This is a genomic window from Paenibacillus sp. USDA918EY (assembly GCF_009870825.1).
Classification (GTDB): Bacteria; Bacillota; Bacilli; order Paenibacillales; family Paenibacillaceae; genus Paenibacillus_AQ; species Paenibacillus_AQ albilobatus.
In genome coordinates this window covers 120,075-137,640 of sequence record NZ_WTWY01000010.1, presented here as the reverse complement: position 1 = coordinate 137,640, position 17,566 = coordinate 120,075, and the positions used below count along the sequence as shown (strand labels likewise).

Genomic DNA, 17,566 nt, shown 5'->3' with positions numbered 1-17,566 from the left:
ATTCTCCTTACTCCGTCCATGCAATGGATTGCTGCTGTTCATCACTAAGTTTCCAGTGCTGCTGGTATATTCTCGGGACCCTGGTCCCATGCATGGAAGCTCCCTCAAAATAAGCATGTTCAAACGAATGTACATTCGTAAAATCGGCCCCGTCCAGATTGGCATGTTCAAAACGCAACCCGCAAAGGCCGGGAGTTCGTCGTCCGTCTTTTCGATCCCCTCGTCCGCTGGCCTCGCCGAAGTTCACGCCTTTCAGATGACTGTATCTAAAGTCTGCGTCGACCAATAAGCAGCCTTTGAAGCTTCCTCCTTCTATGTTGGCTTGCTGCCAGCGGGTTCCCATCAATATACAGCTATCAAACTGGATTCCCCGTAAGTCACTGTAGCTGAAATCGTTATAGCGTAAATCCTGTTGGAACTGCTGAAGATGAGGGAGAGAGAGCAATTTCAAGTTTTCGTAAACATAGGGTTCTTCTTCGTTGGATTGCATTAATTTTTCAATCACTTCATCTGCGGGGAGCGGCTCCTGGTCCCAGACATAAAGATTTTCGCTTATATCTCTATACTCGCCCGTCCGAATAAGAAGCCGTTTAGCTTTGTGGATGGCCTGATATGCAGGCGTTTGAACGGATTCAGCTATGGCCAGACGTATAAGGGAATCTACAAATGAGTGGAAGAAGGGTGCGGATTCTAATATCAACCGTTCAACATCCGCAGAGTTTATCGCCCCCATGTATATTTTTCGCCGCTGTTCCAAGGTTTCCGACATGACACTCATTCGCGCATAAGCCCATGAAGCGTCATAGGTTAACTTGCAATCGGAATGATCTTCGTACCAGTCAGCGGAATAAGCCTCGACCATATATAGATAGGATTGCTCCAAGATCTGAGTGCGCAGGAAAGAGTAGTGAATATATCCAATCGGTTCTTTTAGGCCCTGTTGCTGCATGCTTTGAATATGTATGCATAAATCCTTAAACGATTGTTTGAAGTCGGAGATCAGCCCAGCCTGGTTGTGATGGAACTGGGCTTCCAGCCTGTCCAATTCAGTCTCCAACAAAGGTCTAAAATGATGCTCTTTAAAATGGTGTAATGCCGTTTTTTTATCCATTCTGATCGGGCTGCCTTTCGTTAGTTCATCTTGATTTCCGTGCCGGAGAAGGTGGTTTTGTCATCCAAAGTTATGCTGTTTCCGTTACCGGATAGCTCAATTTTGCCGGCGGAAAGCTGGATGTTGCCTGAACTCATGACGATATCTGAAGCCGCGTTAATGCTCACATCTTTTCCGCTTACAATATCAATGCCGGTTTTATCATGAATGACAATGGACATGCCGTTGCCTGAGATGACGATTTGATCCGGGGCAAGCATGATTTCTTTGCCGTATTTGGTTCGAAGTGTCTTAATGGCAGGGTCAGCCATTCGATCTGGCGCAGGAGTTGCTGCGGACGATGCCGATGAAGACTTTGATCCGGCAGACGAAGCAGAAACAGCCGCATGTCCAGAGGTAGGAGCAGAGGCAGCCGCATGTCTGGAAGCGGAAGAAGAATTCCCTTCGGAATGCGGATGCTCTCTTTTAACCGAACTGATCGCATATCCTTCTTCTTCCTTATAGCTTGGGAAATAGATACGAATGCTGTCCCCAATCTCAGGCATACAATACCATCCCGTGTTATCCGCAGATGCATAAATGGTAGAGTAGGGAAACCAATAATCCGTATTCGGATCTTGCTGCTCGTCCATATCGAGCACAGCGCGTACTTTATCCCGATGCACGCTCAGTACCTTGCCATGAATGGAAGCGCCGATAATGGAGCGATTGTAATCTTTAATAGGACGCAACCCGCTTCGTGGTGACAGCTTTGCAGTATGGGTTAACACCCCGTCTTTCATTTCTGTCAGCACTTCAGCCACGATCAGCTTATGACCATGGAAAGTCACTTCATAGCCAGGTTCAAGCACTTTCTCCGTCTCGACCTCATATTGAATAAAATCAGCATCGCTCACGCCGGGGATATGATTTTCTGAGGCGGTTTGAAAATCCGCGACTCGTTTTTTGACCTTATAATTGGGGGTTTGTATTTCCCCTTTACTGAGTCCCATGGGCAGGCCAAAATAAAACTTCGGTACTCCATAACCGACAGCGGGAATAAGCGGAGAGTAGAAATGGGAAGCCATACGTTTCAGAAATTGCCAGTCGGTTTCATCATATTGCATGACAAAGGTGCCGAGGGGCTTCTTGTGGGATACGACATCCATGGCTTCAGCTTTGGAGTAGCTTGATACAATTTTTTCGATTAGCTCCGTATAGGTGAGCTTGGGGTTCTGGAAAGAGCGCCGATGCCGCTTAATATCCAACTCATAGGTATGGGATATGGCTTCAACGGTCAAGTAATGAACGCCATGAACAACTTTTTCCTCGACATCCAAGGCGATGCCTCGAAAAAGAGGCTGTCGATTGCCGTTTTGATCAGTAACAAAAGCTTTGACCTGAGTTTCTTCATCCGAAGCACGTACATATAGCTCGCGCTTTTTATCCGAAATGATGCCTGTACAGATCATTCGTGCATGATCATTGACTGTTTTTAAGATTTTAAATTCATGAAGACGGACGAACTCATAAGGCATGATTTCGATATGACCATAAGTTGCGAAGCTTTCCATAGGGTGCCTCCTTATGTAGTTGTTATAGAAAAAGCGGAATTTTTAAATCCTAATCCAGCTTTTGTATTTTATGTATTTATCGGTTGAAGGGTAGAGTTAGTTTACAGAATGACCCATTTTTGGTGGATTTACTGAGTTTTTTTCTGGGGAAGAAGGCGGGGAGAAAGGCGCTAAAAGACGTCATTAAGGAGGGAAGAGGCAGGGGCTTTCGAAGCATTGAACTATGAGACAGGCAAGGTCCCGAAATATTCTCCCGCGCTCAATCCGATCCGCTGTTAAGTAATTTATAGACCTATCTTTTGTGACTCCCCGGGACGGAGGCGGATTCCCTGAATTTCACCGGCGACATGCCATAGTTTGAGCGGAAGACGCGGTGGAAATAGGAATAGCTGGCGAACCCGGAGGTTTCAGCGATTTCCTCCAGCGTCATCGTGCTGTATTTGATTCGCTCAACGGCGGCGTTGAGACGGATTTCCAAAGCATATTGAATCATCGTCTTGCCGTAATACTCCTTGAATAGCTTGACTGCACGCGACAGGCTTAGACCGACGTGCTTTGCCGCATCCTCCAGTTTAAAGGTAACCGTGGCATGCTCCTCTACAAACCGCTTCAGCCGGAGGGCCGTAGAGGCAAGACGGTCGGCCGGCTTGGTCTCGGTTATGGCCCGGTCCAGGCTGAGGCAGAGCCCGCGCAGCAGGCAGCTTGTCAGTTCATCGTTTTCCCCGTCCATTCCGCGCCGCTTCTCCAGGAGCAGATGCCTCCATAATCCAAGCAGATGGTCGTCCAGCCCGATCCGGCTGACAACCGGGCGCTGCATACGGCCCCACCACTCGTCGATCCAAGCCCCGTCGCAAAATACAAAATAATCTCCGCTGGATATGCGGCCTTCCCCGCCGCCATCCCTGACACGCAGCTCGTATTTGTCACCGGGTCTCAGCAGCAGCAGATCTCCGCCCTGTACATGGTACACGGTCCCGTTGGAGTACACCTCACAAGAGCCTTCCGTCTGCAGACGGAACAAGTAGGTCGTCAGGCCGCCCCGATGGCTGTTGCTGAATTGCTGGAAATGGTACGAATAATCGCAGATCAACAGTCTTGCATCCATAATGGCCAAAACCTCCAAATGAAAAATATAAGCAGATAGTTCATGTTGCAGCCATATTGTTTATGTTCATTCTAGCCTACTTCCTTGTATGATAGTAGCAGATTGAGCAGTAACTCTAATTTTGAATCGAGGTGCGCCTAACATGAGAAGAATGAATATCGGTTTGCAGTTGTATACGCTGCGCGACGAGACGGCACAGGATTTCCGCGGTACGCTCCGTAAAGTAGCGGAATTGGGTTATGAGGGTGTGGAATTTGCAGGCTACGGTGACATTCCCGCCGAAGAAATGAAAACGCTTCTTCAAGAGCTGGGACTGAAAGCGATCGGCAGTCACGTCGGCCTGCATCTGCTGCGTGAGGATCTGCAGAAGGAGATCGATTACCTGAAAACGATCGGCGCGAAATACATGATGTGCCCATACGTCGCTCCGGAGGACCGCGGGAATGCCGAGGATTGGAAGAACCTGTTCGCGTTCCTGGAAGAGGCAGGTGCGGAAGCGCACAAGCAAGGTCTCATCTTCGGTTACCATAACCATGCATTTGAATTCGAAGATAAAGTGGACGGAGAGTTCGTATTCGACGCGATGTATGCGGCAACTTCTCCTGAAGCCGTACAAGTGGAAATGGACGTATGCTGGGTGCAATTCGCCGGACAGGACCCGCTTGCCTATATTCCGAAATACGCCGGCCGTCTGCCGCTTCTCCATCTGAAGGACTTCAGCCGGGATGAAGAGGGCAACATGAAGACGCTGGAGCTCAGCCAAGGCAGCGTGAATTTGCCTGGGGTCATTCAGGCTGCATCCAACGCAGGCACAGAATGGCTGATCGTGGAGCAGGACGTATGCCAGAATCCGCCGCTCCAAAGCGTGGAGAACAGCATGAACTGGCTGAAGCAGAACTATTTGAACCAATTTTAATTCGTACCCGAGAAGGAGAATTGTTTATGAGCAAAATTAGAGTCGCTGTATTCGGCTGCGGCGCGATTGCCCAGCGCAGACATATTCCTGAGTATGCCAACAATAAGAACGTGGAGCTGGTAGCTTTCGCTGATCCGGTTAAGGAGCGTGCCGAAGCAATGGCAACCCAGTATGGCGGTACGGCGTACACGGATTACCAGGAGCTGCTGAAGAATGAGAAGCTGGATGCCGTGAGCGTATGTACACCAAACTATCTGCATGCCCCAATGACGATTGCGGCAGCTAATGCCGGCCTGCATGTACTTGTCGAGAAGCCGATGGCTTCCAATGCCGAAGAAGGGGAGCAGATGATTGAGGCTGCCCGCAAGAACGGTGTTTATCTGATGGTCGGACACAACCAGCGCCTGATGCCACCGCATGTGAAGGCGAAGGAAATTCTGGACTCCGGCAAGCTTGGCAAAGTGCTGACCTTCCGTACATCCTTCGGCCACGGCGGACCGGAGGGATGGAGCGTGGACGGACGCGACAGCTGGTTCTTCCGCAAGGAAGAAGCAGTGATGGGCGCGATGGGCGACCTTGGCGTGCACAAATCCGACTTCATCCGTTATTTGCTGAACGATGAAATCGTGGAAGTTGCCGGCTTCATCGGTACGGTTCATAAAGAAGGCACCGACGTGGATGACAACGCGACTTGCATCGTGCGCATGAAGAGCGGGGCGGTAGGCACGTTGATGGCGAGCTGGACGCATTACCGGTCCGGCGACAATGGTACGGTGCTCTGGTGCGAGAAGGGTGCGATGAAGATCGGCACGGTCGACGGGGACGAGGTCATCGTCGAACTGACGGACGGCACGGTTGAGACGTATAAGGTCGGCGCGATGGCAACGAACGAGAAGCAGGTGCCGAGCGGCGTGATCGACGAGTTCGTAGAATGCATAATAACCAAAACGCCTCCGCGGATTTCCGGCGAAGAAGGCCTTCGTTCGCTCAAGGTAATTCTGGGCGCATTCGAATCCCAGGCCAGCGGTAAAATCGTGAAGTTGTAATCATTAAATCGAAAAAAAGGACTGTCCTATAGGATCTTAGATCCGAAAGACAGTCCTTTTTTATGCGCTCCTGGAAAATGCTCGCCATTGCCTCCGGGGCTGGTGATGCGAAATATGGCGTTTTACGCGTATTCTGACGACGATTAGTAGGACTAAAAAGCTTATAGGTAAAAAGGCCGACTGGAAGGCCTATCCCCAAATCGACAAAAAAGAGCGGCAATACTTCCAAAGAAAAAAACCGCAGGCCTTTTGAGTACGGGAACTCGGACAGGGCAGGGGCCAGAAAATCGGTAAAGCTTGAGGGAAATGGATCCTTAGGAAAAAGAGATCATTTTTCCATATCCAGATTGACATTATGAAAGCGCATTCATATACTGAGGCTTAAATTTGTTAGTTATTTTAACTAATTAAGGTGGTGAAGCAAATCGTGATCGGTCGGGGGAAAACCGGGAATACGAAATTTATGAAGCAGATGAATCGGGAAGGCATATTGCACCAGCTGCGGCAGGAGCCCCGCTTGTCACGGGCCGAACTGGCAGCAAAAACCAAACTGAGCCGCCCCTGCGTCTCGGCGCTGGTCGAAGAGATGATTGGGGAAGGGCTGATTCGGGAGGTTGGGACAGGAGAATCCAAAGGGGGGCGCAAGCCCATCCTGCTTGAATACAATGTGCAGGCCTACGCGGTTGTGGGCGCCGTTTTTGAGGGAAGCGAGCTCGAAATGGCGGTGGCCGATATGAAAGGCGAACTGATCGCACAAGTACATACCCGCTTGAACCGGCCGGTGGACGGGGAATCGGCGCTGCATGCGCTCGAAGCGACTCTTGCGCGTCTGCTCGAGACTAGCGGCATTGCCCGCGACCGGGTGATCGGCATCGGCGTCGGCCTGCCGGGCATTACGCAGCGGCTGAGCGGTACCGTGAGCTATGCCCCAAGTACGGGCTGGATGGATCTCCCCGTAGGCAAGGAAATCGAAGAACGCCTTCATTTGCCGGTCGTGCTGGATAACGACGTGAATATGATGACGCAAGGCGAATTTTTCGGCGGAGCCGGATCGGGCGTATCCAGCCTGGTGTACATGTATGTCGGAACGGGGATCGGGGCCGGCATTATCATCGACAAGCAGCTGTACCGGGGAAGCAGGGAAGCCTCCGGGGAAATCGGTTATATGCGGATCGGAGATTCGCCGGGTCGGCGGAAGGATGAATTCGGCGTGTTTGAGAAAAATTTCTCGGTTGCCGGCATCCACGGGAAAGCGAAAGCGCTTGGTCTTCACGTGGACCCGGAGGCAAGCACTCTTAAGCAGTTGATCAAGCTGGCCGAGGAAGGCCATCCGCAAGCGGATGTGCTGCTCAATGAAGTGTATCACGGCTGGGCATCGGGGATCGCCAATACGGTCAGCGTACTCGATCCCGAAATGCTTGTCTTGAGCGGCGAAATGGTGCATCTGAACGAAGCGGGACTGGATCGGATTCGCGAGCTGTTATTCGATTGGGTGCCTGTGGTGCCGGAAATCCGTCTGGCCGAGCTGCGCGAACGCGCGGGTTTGCTGGGTGCGGTGCACAGCGTTTTGGAAGCGCATTCCTCAGCGGCGATGGGGGCTGGAATTTAACATTCCCAGTTTTAAAATTTGGCCCTGCGCATAATTAGTACTTAACAAGAAGCGAAGTAGCGGAGGGGACGGAATCGATCCGGAGAAGCGACAGCGATCGGAAGAACGATCCGGAGCCGTGGCGTCAACGCGCATCATATCAAGAACCAACTTCAGTATGAAACCTAAAAATTAGGGGGAATCAAAATCATGAAAAAGAAACTTTTGAAGCTCGGCATGTTTTCGATGGCGCTGGCGATGACGGTTGGTCTGACGGCTTGCGGCGGGGGTGAAAAGGAACAATCGGCAGCCTCCGGCGGAGACAGCGGGAAAAAAGGATCGCAAAAACTGGTCATCTACACGGCCCGCGACAAAAATGTCGTCGAGCAGATCTTGCCGAAGTTCGAGGAGCTTAACCCGGACATCGATGTCGAAGTGATGACGATGGGCGCGCAGCAGATCATGGAGCGGGTGCGCGGCGAGAAAGCCAATCCGCAGGCCGACTTCTGGTGGGGCGGCACGCAGTCCTCTTTTATTACGGCGGCGAATGAAGGATTGCTGGAATCGTATAAACCGAGCTATGCGGACAGCATTCCGGCTGAATACAAAGACGCCCAGGATCGCTGGTACGGCGAGATGCTGCTGCCCGAGGTGATCATGTACAACTCCGAGGCGGTGAAAAAAGAGGATGCGCCGAAGGATTGGGACGATCTGCTCGACCCGAAATGGAAGGATAAAATTTTGATCCGGGGCGTCATGGCTTCCGGGACAATGAGAACGATCTATGATGCGATGATTTACCGCCAAGACCCTGCAAATCCGGAGAAAGGTTATGAATGGCTCAAAAAACTCGATGCGAACACCAAGGAATACACCCAGGATCCGACCCAGCTTTACTTGAAGCTCGCCCGGCAGGAAGGAACGCTGTCGCTTTGGAACCTGCAGGACATCCTGCTCCAGAAGGAGCTGCAGAAGCAGCCGTTTGACTACATTTACCCGGCAAGCGGAGCCCCGATTTTGGTGGATGGGGTCGGCATCGTGAAAGGCGCCAAAAACATGGACGCCGCCAAGAAGTTCTTTGATTTTATTTTTGACAAAGATCAGCTGAAGGAGAAGGCGGATAAATTGTTCCAGATTCCAACCCGGACCGATATCGACAAAAACGAGTTCCCGGACTGGTACAAAAATCTGGATACCAAGCAGCTTGATCTGGACTGGATGGTTCTTGCGGACAAAGAGAAGGAATGGATGCAATATTGGGATGAAAATATCAAAGGCAAAGGCGGAAAGTAAAATCCGTACCATCATTGGTTCAATGATCTAGCTCGAGCGAAAAACCGGCAAAAATGGCAAAGCTGGCGGGGGCAACCCCGCCCGGCCTTTCGGCTTGCTTGAATAAACAATCATGCCTGCATCTTACAGAGAATGACTTGAAGGAGGACTCATTATGATCGGAGTCACGCTGGATCGCGTCAGCAAAAAATTTGGCGCCGCCAAAGGTGTGGAAAATGTCGACGTACATATCAAGCCTGGAGAGTTTTTTACTTTTCTTGGTCCGAGCGGCTGCGGCAAAACGACAACTTTGCGCATGATCGCCGGATTTTATTACCCAAGCGATGGACGGATCCTGTTTGGCGAACAAAACGTCACCAACATGCCGCCCAACAAACGCAATACGGGGATGGTGTTCCAAAACTATGCTTTGTTCCCGCACATGACCGTGTTTGAGAATATTGCTTTCGGTCTCCAAGTCCGTAAACAGGGAAAGGCGGAAATTCATGACAAAGTGACGCGCGCCCAAAAGCTTGTGCACCTGGATGGCTACGGCCAGCGCCGCATCGACCAATTGTCGGGCGGCCAGCAGCAGCGGGTAGCGCTGGCGCGAGCTTTGGTGATCGAACCGAATATTCTCCTGCTCGATGAACCTTTGTCCAATCTCGATGCCAAGCTGCGCGAAGAAACAAGGCAGGAAATCAAAAGGCTCCAGCTTGAGCTCGGCATCACGACAATCTACGTTACGCATGATCAATCGGAAGCGATGTCGATGTCGGACCGCATTATGGTCATGAAGGATGGCGTCGTGCAGCAGATCGGTGCCCCGCATGAAATTTACAACCGGCCGGTCAACCGTTTTGTCGCCTCGTTTATCGGCGAGTCCAATCTGTGGGAAGGAACGGTGGAACGCCTGGAAGGCGGCATGGTGGACGTTCGTTTAACGCCGGACGTGTTGCTCACCGGCCTGGCCGAAAACGCTTCGCCGGAATGCAAGCTGGCGGTCGGGCAAAAGGTAACGCTGTCGGTACGGCCCGAAGCGATCCGGGAAGCCGGCCCGACGGAATACGGCGAGCCGAATACCATGGCGGCCAAAGTGCTGCTGTCGGAGTTCACCGGCATCAGCGTGAATTATATCGCGCAGGCCGGACCGCTGTCCGTGAAGGCGATGTTCGTCGGGCAGGGGCACCGGATGCGGAATCGGGATGAGGACGTTTGGTTTACCGTCGCCCGGGACAGCATTTATTTTTTGGAATAAGGGGGTGAGCCGAAGCGATGAACAAACCAGAGCCTCAATTGACACCGCGGGTTATTCGTCCGAACAGCCGCTGGAGTTCGGTGACGGCATCGCCGCATTTTGTTTATGTGCTGATTGCGCCGTTATTTCTCATTCTTTTGGGGTATGTCATCTATCCGTTTTTCCAGACATTCCTGCAAAGCATCAAGGCGGACGGCAGTTTTTCGATCCAAAACTACTCCCGTTTTTTTAGCCTCGAACATACGGCCAATTTGGAGGCGCTTTGGACGAGCGTGTATATCTCGGTGCTAAGCGTGGTCACCTGCGGCATCGTGGGGGTAGGGATGGCGTTCCTGCTGGAAAGGTACGAGTTCCCGGGGCGCAAGCTGCTGTCGGTGCTTGTCCTTGTGCCGATGGCTTTGCCGCCGCTGATCGGGGTGCTTTCTTTTGAATTTTTGTACGGCTCGAGCGGCATCATTCCGCGCGGATTGCAGCATTTGCTTCATTTGGAAAAGCCGCCTTTTACCTTGAAGGGCATCTGGGGCGTGCTTGTGGTCCATACTTTTACGATGTACACCTATTTTTATATGACGGCATCCTCGGCGATCCGGGGACTTGATCCGTCGCTTGAGGAAGCCGCGGCCAACCTGGGAGCGAACCGGTTCACGGTCTGGCGCCGGGTGATTCTGCCGATGCTGACGCCGGCCATCGTTGCGGCATCGCTGCTCGTTTTTATGATTTCGATGGCGTCGTATACCGCGCCGCTCATTTTCGGGATCGAACGGACGATGACGATGCAGATTTACCTGTCGCGCACCAACGGCGATCTGGACATGGCTGCGACGCAATCGACGCTGCTGTCGGTCGTGTCCATCCTGTTCCTCATTTTGATGAGATGGTATCAGGGCGCCCGGAATTACCAAAACATGAGCAAGGGCGTCAGCGTTCATCGCACCGAAGTGAAAAGCAAAGCCGGCAGGAACACCGCGATGGTGTTGTCCTTCCTTGGGGTGCTGGTGCTTATGCTGCCGATTCTCGTCATCGTGCTGCTGGCTTTTTCAGAAGATGGGAAGTGGACGACCCAGGTCCTGCCGCCGTCTTATACGCTGGATCATTTTAAAGATTTGTTCACCGACAGCAAAACATGGCGTCCCATCGCCAACAGCTTCAAGATCAGCATCGCGGCGACGATCGGCAATCTGCTGTTTGGGGTTGCGGCGGCATATGCCGTCGTACGCATGAAATTTAAAGGGAAGACGCTGCTCGACATTTTGATCATGCTGCCTTGGGCGCTTCCGGGCACGGTCGTTGCCGTCAACCTGATTACGGCGTTCAGCGAGCCGAATGCGTTCTCTTTCGGCCAGGTGCTGGTCGGCAGCTTCTGGATTTTGCCGCTCGCCTATTTTGTACGGCATCTGCCGCTGATCTTCCGCTCGACTTCGTCGACGCTGATGCAAACCGACCGCTCCGTGGAGGAGGCGGCCCGCAATCTGGGGGCATCCTGGTGGTATACGTTCCGCCGCGTCGTATTTCCGATGGCGCTGAGCGGCATCCTTGCCGGCACGCTGCTGGCTCTGGTGGAAGGCATCGGCGAGTTTGTCGCTTCGATTCTGCTGTATACGAACAAGACGACACCGATCTCCGTCGAAATCTTTCAGCGGATGTACGCGTTCGAATTCGGCACCGCCTGCGCTTACGGCGTGCTGCAAATCGTGATGATCATTTTCGTTCTTTATGTTTCCCGCAAGCTGACCGGCGGCAATGCCGGGTCTGCCATTTGACGATAGATTTTTCCTGGAATAAAGCGACGATAGACGAATCCTTTCATTGCGCGCGGATGCCCTGCAATCCATTCGGGCGTCCCGCGATAATGATACAGGCCGGCGCCGGCTTTGACCGGTGTCAGCCACAACTACGCTTGAAGGAGAGATGCGATTTGAGTCAATTGAGCACAAAACGCAGGACGAAAAAGTGGGTGGCGGCTTCGCTCAGTCTGGTGCTGGCCGGAACGATGGCTTTTCAAGCCGGTCCCCAAAAAGCGGCTGCAGACAGAGGGGTGGTCGATTTATGGAAAGCGATAAAGCCTCTGACCACCATTGCAAGCGCGATGAATACGGGGGCTCACCCGGATGACGAGCACAGCGCGACACTGGCGTATCTTTCTTTGGGACTCGGCGTGGATACATACAGTGTCATAGCCAACCGCGGAGAAGGCGGACAAAACGAAATCGGCAGCGAGCTGGGCAACGCCCTCGGCATCATCCGCACCAGGGAGCTGCAGGAAGCGTCCAAAATCACCAACGTGACCTTGGCGAACTTGAGCCAGAAGTTGAACGATCCGATTTATGATTTCGGCTTTTCCAAAAGCCCTGAAGAAACGCTCGCCAAATGGGGTGAAGACGTCGCCTATGAACGGCTGATCCGTCAAATCCGGGAAAAACGTCCGGATGTGCTGATTCCGGCCTTCCTGAACGAACCTTCGACGCACGGACATCACCGCGCCGTGAATGTGCTGACCGTACGGGCGTTCAAGGATGCGGGAAATCCGCAAGTTTTCCCTGAGCAGATCAAGGAAGGTCTCCAGCCATGGCAGCCGAAGAAGCTGTATGTACCGGCTTCGGATAAAGATTATGACGTTTCCTTGCCGGTAAACGAATATAGCGAACTGTACGGCGCTTCCTATGCCCAGCTGGGCGAAGAATCCCGGTATATGCACAAGAGCCAGGGCATGGGAAGACAAATCGACGAAGGTCAAGGTACGGCGTATTACAAGCTGCAAGAATCGGCGGACGGCAAAAAAGCCGGCGGTAAGCCGGAAACGTCGCTTTTTGGCGGAATTGCCTTTACGTTCGAGGATTTGGCGCAAGAGCTTGATGTGAAAGGAAAGGACAACAAAGTCGTCAAGCAGCTGAAAACACTGCAGCAAGACGCAAACGAAGTCATTGCCGCGTATCCATCATTTGCGAAAGTGGCCCGCGAGGTCCATGAGATGAAAGCAGACGTAAAAACAGCCGTCGAGCTGGTAAAGGTGTCGTCCTTGGAGCAAACGGCGAAAACCGATCTGCTGCACCGGCTGGCCGTAAAGGAGAAGCAGCTCGATAAGGCAAGCCAGGAAGCGACATCGACCGTGGTTAAAGTGAAACCCGAGACCGGCGAGCTGATTCCGGGGCAAACCACGAAAGTGACGGTGACCGCTTTTAACGGCGGCGAGGTGGACATGAGCAAAGTCCATCTGAAGCTGAATGTGACGGAAGGCTGGACCGCGAAGGCAGCTGGGGCGGACAGCTTCGATAAACTTGCCAAAAATCAGACGGTCAAAACGGAGTTTACCGTCACGGTTCCCAAGCAGGTGGAGGACTTTAATCCTTATGCCCTTCCGCTGATTTCCGCGGATATCCGGTATGAAGCGTTCGGGACGGAAGCGTCGCTGCATGCGGTTCCGGACAATGCGGTGGCGGTGCTGCCTCCGGTATCATTATCGCTCAGCCCGGAAGCGGCGGTATTGAATACGCTGAAGCCGGAGGATCCCGTATCGGTGAAGGTTACGGCGACCAATTATGCGCCGGGTACGGAGAAAACCAAGGTTTCACTGCAAATGCCGGAAGGCTGGACCGTGGAGCCTGCGGTTCAGGAATTGAGCTTCGCTGCTAAATACGAGACCAAGACGGCTGAGTTTTCCGTCAAGGCACCGGCCAATGTAAAAGCGGGGAGTTACAACCTGGCGGCTATAGCCAACGACGGCACTTCAGACAGCAGCAGAACGGTGCAGGTGATCCAGTATCCGCATATCGGCAAAACCTATTACGTCAAACCGGCCAACCTTGCCATCCAGGCGTTTGATCTGAAGGTGCCGCAAGGACTGAAGGTCGGATATGTGTCCAGCGGTTTTGACAATATCGATCAGGTATTGCGTCAAGTGGGCGTCAATGTGACGAATCTGGACGCCAAAACGATCCAGTTCGGCGATCTGTCGCAATACGACACGATCGTGCTTGGCATCCGGGCCTATGCCTTCCGTCCGGAGCTGATTCCAAGCAATCAGCGTCTGCTCGATTATGCGAAAAACGGCGGCAACCTGGTTGTTCAATACCACAAGCCGGAGGACAAATGGTCGCCGGATCTGGCACCGTATCCGATCAAGATCGGCGAGCCGCTCATCCAGTGGCGCGTGACGGATGAAAATTCCAAGGTTACGATGCTGGCGCCGGAGCATCCGATCTTTAACACGCCGAACAAGATTACGGACGCCGACTGGCAGAATTGGATTCAGGACCGCTCGGCGTACAACCCGTCCGAATGGGGCAAGGAGTATACGGAGCTGATCTCGAACGGAGACCCTGGGGAGAAGGAATTTACCGGCACGTTCCTGACGGCGAATTACGGCAAAGGTACTTATACGTACAGCTCGCTTGTTTGGTACCGCGAAATGCCGAGCCTTGTGCCCGGTTCGATCCGGATGTTCGTTAACATGATCAGCCTGAAGCAGGATGGGGCGGCGTCAGCCGGGGTTGTTGCTCCTAAGCAGTAATCCCGAGCGTGGCAAGGAAGTAAAGAAGTCGGCAGGATGTTTAAAAGGTAGGGGCGGGTACGGCGTAAAGCCAAACCGCTTTGCGTCGTGTCCCCTGCCTTCTGTCAAACCAAGCGCAGTTTCGGGGAAAAGTGGACGAAGGTACATAGGAGATGAGGCACATGGAATTGGGTTTTCTATGAGTTGCAATAAGGTTCAACCATAATCAGTACTTTGACAAAAAGCGAGGTAGCGGAGGGGCCGGAATCGATTCTTACGAAGCTAAAAGCTTTTTGAAAAAAAGCTACTTCGGAAGCATATGCTGCGTTCGCCTAAAAGCTTTTCGAAGAAAAGCTAGCATCGGAAGCATAAGCTGTCTCCGAATTTCTACCGTTATGGAAAATATAATCATAGAAATTTGGAGGCGGGCAGCGATCGGAAGAACGATCCGGAACCGTAGCGGTCAACCGCAATATGACAAAAATTAACTTCAGTTTTGAACCCGAAATAAGGAAACGAGTTCAAAATCACAAGATCATTACGGAAAGGATCTGAACAACATGAGAAGTCGGGAACAAATTTTAGAGGAGGAAGGCAAGGTTTTTCCGGGCTGCACCTATACGGAAGTCGTGCTCGCGCCTGCTTTTGACGAAGCGAAAACCAGCCTGCTTGCGCCGATGATGGCGATCAACAAAGCGCATCTCATCATGCTGAAAGAGCAGGGACTGGTTACCGAAGAAGAAGCGGGGCAAATCGCGGCGGCCATTCGCGGCCTCGATCTGGAGAAGCTTCGCCAGGCCGAATATACCGGACAATTCGAGGACCTGTTCTTCCAGGTCGAGCATGAGCTGCATGCAGCGGCCGGAGACATCGCGGACAATCTGCACCTGGCTCGCAGCCGCAACGATATGGGCATCGCGATTTACCGGATCGTCCTGCGGGAAAAGCTGCTGGTGACGCTTCGCAGCGCGCTGGCGCTAAAGAGCCAGCTGCTTGCGTTCGCCGAGGAGCATGCCGGTACGATCATGATCGGATATACGCATACGCAGCAGGCGCAGCCGACGACGCTCGCCCATTACATCATGGCGATGGCGGATTCGCTCGACCGCGATATCCGCCGGATGCAGGCGGCTTATGCCAACTGCAACCGGAGCAGCATGGGGGCGGCGGCGCTGACCACTTCCGGTTTTGCCATCAGCCGGGAGCGGATGCAGGAGCTGCTTGGTTTTGACGAACTTATATATAATTCATACGATGCGATCGGCGGTGCCGATTATATTGGCGAAATGATGGCAGCCGTGCAATTGGCGGCCATTAATTTGGGCCGGTCGTCGCAGGATTTTCTGCTGTGGTGCACCCAGGAGTTCGGCATGCTGCGCGTCGCAGACCCTTATGTGCAGATCAGCTCCATTATGCCGCAAAAACGGAACCCGGTTTCGTTCGAGCATATGCGTGCGCTTCTGTCCAGCTGCGTCGGCAACACCCAAACGGTGCTGACGATGATGCACAATACGCCGTTCGGCGACATCGTCGACACCGAAGACGATATGCAGCCTTATGCCTGGAAGGCGCTCAAGGTGCTGGACCGGATGTACCGCCTGCTCTCATGCGTCATCGGGACGATCGATGTCAACAAAGAAGTTCTCCGGAAGCGGACCGAAGGCAGCTTCGCCACGGTGACCGAACTGGCGGATACGCTAGTACGCACCGACGGCCTGTCGTTCCGCAACGCCCACCATATCGTGAGCAATGTGGTGAAGCGCTCCGCCGCCGAAGGATTGGCGGCAAACGAAATTACGCTCGATCTGGTCAATGAGATCGCGCTTCAGGTCATTGGCCGAAAGCTGTCGCTGACTGCCGAGGAGCTGCGGTTGGCGCTGGATCCGGTTCACTTTGTGGATATCCGGACACTGCCGGGCGGGCCTGCCCCGGCGGAAATTTTGAGCACCATCGCCAAACGGAAAACAAGCCAGCAGAGCCAGGAACAATGGCTGGATGCAGCCCGTGCCCAGGTGGAAGGAGCGCTTGCCGAGCTTGACCGCACGCTGGCCGGCTGGGGCGGCGGCTTATGATGACGGCGAGGGTCCCTCTGCTGGCCGTAGACGGCGGGGGGACGAAATGTCTGGCCGTGTTCGCGGATATCGAGGGCCGGATGCTGGCGAGCGGGAAAGCGGGTTCATGCAACTATCAGGGAACGGGCCGGGAAGCGGCAGCGCTAGAGTTGACGCGGGCGATCCGGGAAGCCAAGCGGAGGTTGGCTGCATCTGCCACAGGATGTAAACCGCCTGCGTCCGAAGCGGAACCTGCGTCCCTCGAACAGAAGAAGACGGTCAACATCGCGGAAGACGGGCCGCTTCACGTGACCTGCGCGGTATTTGGCGTAGCCGGTCTTGATACCGAGCATGATCGGCAAGTGATCGAAGAGATGGTAAGGGAAGCGCTCGCGCACACTCAAGTGACGGCGGACCGCATCGTTGTCGAGAATGACGGCATTGCCGCCTTGCTTGGAGCAACGGGCGGCGCGCCCGGCATCCTCATTATTGCGGGCACCGGTTCGATCGTGTACGGGATCAATGCCCAAGGCCAAAGCGCACGGGCAGGCGGCTGGGGCCACCGTGTCGGCGACGAAGGCAGCGGTTATTGGATCGGCAAACAGGCCATCCGTGCGGCCTTGCGCGGATTTGACGGACGGGGCGGCCATACGGCCCTAACCGGCAAGCTGCTCTTGCATTTGGGGCTGCGGAACGAAGAGGAATTGTTCAACTGGGTGTATTCCGCCGAATACAGCGTGGACAAAACAGCCGAACTCGCGAGGCTCGTCACCGAAGCGGAACGGGAGGGGGACGAGACCGCGCGCTTGATTCTGGAGACGGCGGCGGACGAGCTGCTTCTGGGAGCAAGGTCGGTTCTGAATAAGCTCGGCATGGCTGCCGCGCCGTTCACGGTGATTTTGCAGGGCGGCGTGCTGCAAAACAACCCGCTTGTAAGAAACCGATTGGCGGACGGCTTCCGGTCCGTCTCCCCGCAAGCGCAAATCGACGAGGCGAAAAAGGAGCCGATTGACGGCGTCATCGCGCAGGGGGTGCAGCTTTTGCGGCGTGAATATTAATGGATGGTCCGAGCCTAGAAAGAACATTTCACCCGGCTGCCTTCCTCCGTTCAATCATTAGTTCATCTTATATAGTAGAGTAACGAAAGGGACTTGCATGATGCATGTCCCTATTTTTGATA

General features: G+C 53.5%; 12 protein-coding genes. 9 read left to right on the top strand and 3 right to left on the bottom strand.

What is annotated here, in order from left to right:
• Positions 1-7: 7 nt before the first annotated feature.
• From GQY55_RS19875 to GQY55_RS19865, 3 genes are all read right to left on the bottom strand, one after another.
• Positions 8-1,111 (bottom strand): pentapeptide repeat-containing protein, encoded by a 1,104-nt coding sequence (locus GQY55_RS19875; protein ID WP_160043618.1) that lies wholly within the window; start codon positions 1,109-1,111, stop codon positions 8-10.
• Between the two features lie 20 nt (positions 1,112-1,131).
• Positions 1,132-2,664 (bottom strand): contractile injection system protein, VgrG/Pvc8 family, encoded by a 1,533-nt coding sequence (locus tag GQY55_RS19870; protein ID WP_160043617.1) that lies wholly within the window; start codon positions 2,662-2,664, stop codon positions 1,132-1,134.
• A 292-nt stretch (positions 2,665-2,956) separates the two neighbouring features.
• On the bottom strand, positions 2,957-3,769 hold the full coding sequence (locus GQY55_RS19865) for a helix-turn-helix domain-containing protein (protein ID WP_160043616.1): 813 nt from the start codon (positions 3,767-3,769) through the stop codon (positions 2,957-2,959).
• A 142-nt stretch (positions 3,770-3,911) separates the two neighbouring features.
• Here GQY55_RS19865 and GQY55_RS19860 point away from each other — a divergent pair, with 142 nt between their 5' ends.
• The 9 genes from GQY55_RS19860 to GQY55_RS19820 all read left to right on the top strand — a co-directional run bounded on the left by GQY55_RS19860 (position 3,912) and on the right by GQY55_RS19820 (position 17,444).
• Entirely contained in the window at positions 3,912-4,685 is a 774-nt protein-coding gene (locus GQY55_RS19860) for a sugar phosphate isomerase/epimerase family protein (RefSeq protein ID WP_160043615.1), read from the top strand.
• Between the two features lie 26 nt (positions 4,686-4,711).
• Complete coding sequence (locus GQY55_RS19855) at positions 4,712-5,731, top strand: Gfo/Idh/MocA family protein (RefSeq protein ID WP_160043614.1); 1,020 nt, start codon at positions 4,712-4,714, stop codon at positions 5,729-5,731.
• A gap of 427 nt (positions 5,732-6,158) precedes the next feature.
• Complete coding sequence (locus GQY55_RS19850) at positions 6,159-7,340, top strand: ROK family transcriptional regulator (RefSeq protein WP_160043613.1); 1,182 nt, start codon at positions 6,159-6,161, stop codon at positions 7,338-7,340.
• A gap of 189 nt (positions 7,341-7,529) precedes the next feature.
• A complete protein-coding gene (locus GQY55_RS19845; RefSeq protein WP_160043612.1) occupies positions 7,530-8,612 on the top strand; it encodes an extracellular solute-binding protein in 1,083 nt (360 codons plus the stop codon).
• 154 nt (positions 8,613-8,766) lie between these two features.
• Positions 8,767-9,849 (top strand): ABC transporter ATP-binding protein, encoded by a 1,083-nt coding sequence (locus GQY55_RS19840; protein WP_160043611.1) that lies wholly within the window; start codon positions 8,767-8,769, stop codon positions 9,847-9,849.
• Positions 9,850-9,866: 17 nt separating this feature from the next.
• A complete protein-coding gene (locus GQY55_RS19835; protein WP_160043610.1) occupies positions 9,867-11,609 on the top strand; it encodes an ABC transporter permease in 1,743 nt (580 codons plus the stop codon).
• A gap of 230 nt (positions 11,610-11,839) precedes the next feature.
• A complete protein-coding gene (locus GQY55_RS19830) occupies positions 11,840-14,356 on the top strand; it encodes a PIG-L family deacetylase (RefSeq protein ID WP_201452197.1) in 2,517 nt (838 codons plus the stop codon).
• A 539-nt stretch (positions 14,357-14,895) separates the two neighbouring features.
• Positions 14,896-16,407, top strand: a complete 1,512-nt coding sequence (argH, locus tag GQY55_RS19825) for an argininosuccinate lyase (RefSeq protein ID WP_160043608.1) — start codon at positions 14,896-14,898, stop codon at positions 16,405-16,407.
• On the top strand, positions 16,404-17,444 hold the full coding sequence (locus GQY55_RS19820; RefSeq protein WP_160043607.1) for an N-acetylglucosamine kinase: 1,041 nt from the start codon (positions 16,404-16,406) through the stop codon (positions 17,442-17,444). The genes argH and GQY55_RS19820 overlap by 4 nt, the downstream gene beginning before the upstream one ends.
• Positions 17,445-17,566: the final 122 nt, after the last annotated feature.

Excerpts from the sequence above, each read along its gene's own strand:
- GQY55_RS19830 (WP_201452197.1), top strand. The coding sequence starts at position 11,840 with ATGGCTTTTCAAGCCGGTCCCCAAAAAGCGGCTGCAGACAGAGGGGTG.
- GQY55_RS19835 (WP_160043610.1), top strand. The coding sequence starts at position 9,867 with ATGAACAAACCAGAGCCTCAATTGACACCGCGGGTTATTCGTCCGAAC.
- GQY55_RS19820 (WP_160043607.1), top strand. The coding sequence starts at position 16,404 with ATGATGACGGCGAGGGTCCCTCTGCTGGCCGTAGACGGCGGGGGGACG.
- GQY55_RS19840 (WP_160043611.1), top strand. The coding sequence starts at position 8,767 with ATGATCGGAGTCACGCTGGATCGCGTCAGCAAAAAATTTGGCGCCGCC.
- GQY55_RS19865 (WP_160043616.1), bottom strand. The coding sequence starts at position 3,769 with ATGGATGCAAGACTGTTGATCTGCGATTATTCGTACCATTTCCAGCAA.
- GQY55_RS19860 (WP_160043615.1), top strand. The coding sequence starts at position 3,912 with ATGAGAAGAATGAATATCGGTTTGCAGTTGTATACGCTGCGCGACGAG.
- argH (WP_160043608.1), top strand. The coding sequence starts at position 14,896 with ATGAGAAGTCGGGAACAAATTTTAGAGGAGGAAGGCAAGGTTTTTCCG.
- GQY55_RS19870 (WP_160043617.1), bottom strand. The coding sequence starts at position 2,664 with ATGGAAAGCTTCGCAACTTATGGTCATATCGAAATCATGCCTTATGAG.
- GQY55_RS19875 (WP_160043618.1), bottom strand. The coding sequence starts at position 1,111 with ATGGATAAAAAAACGGCATTACACCATTTTAAAGAGCATCATTTTAGA.
- GQY55_RS19855 (WP_160043614.1), top strand. The coding sequence starts at position 4,712 with ATGAGCAAAATTAGAGTCGCTGTATTCGGCTGCGGCGCGATTGCCCAG.
- GQY55_RS19845 (WP_160043612.1), top strand. The coding sequence starts at position 7,530 with ATGAAAAAGAAACTTTTGAAGCTCGGCATGTTTTCGATGGCGCTGGCG.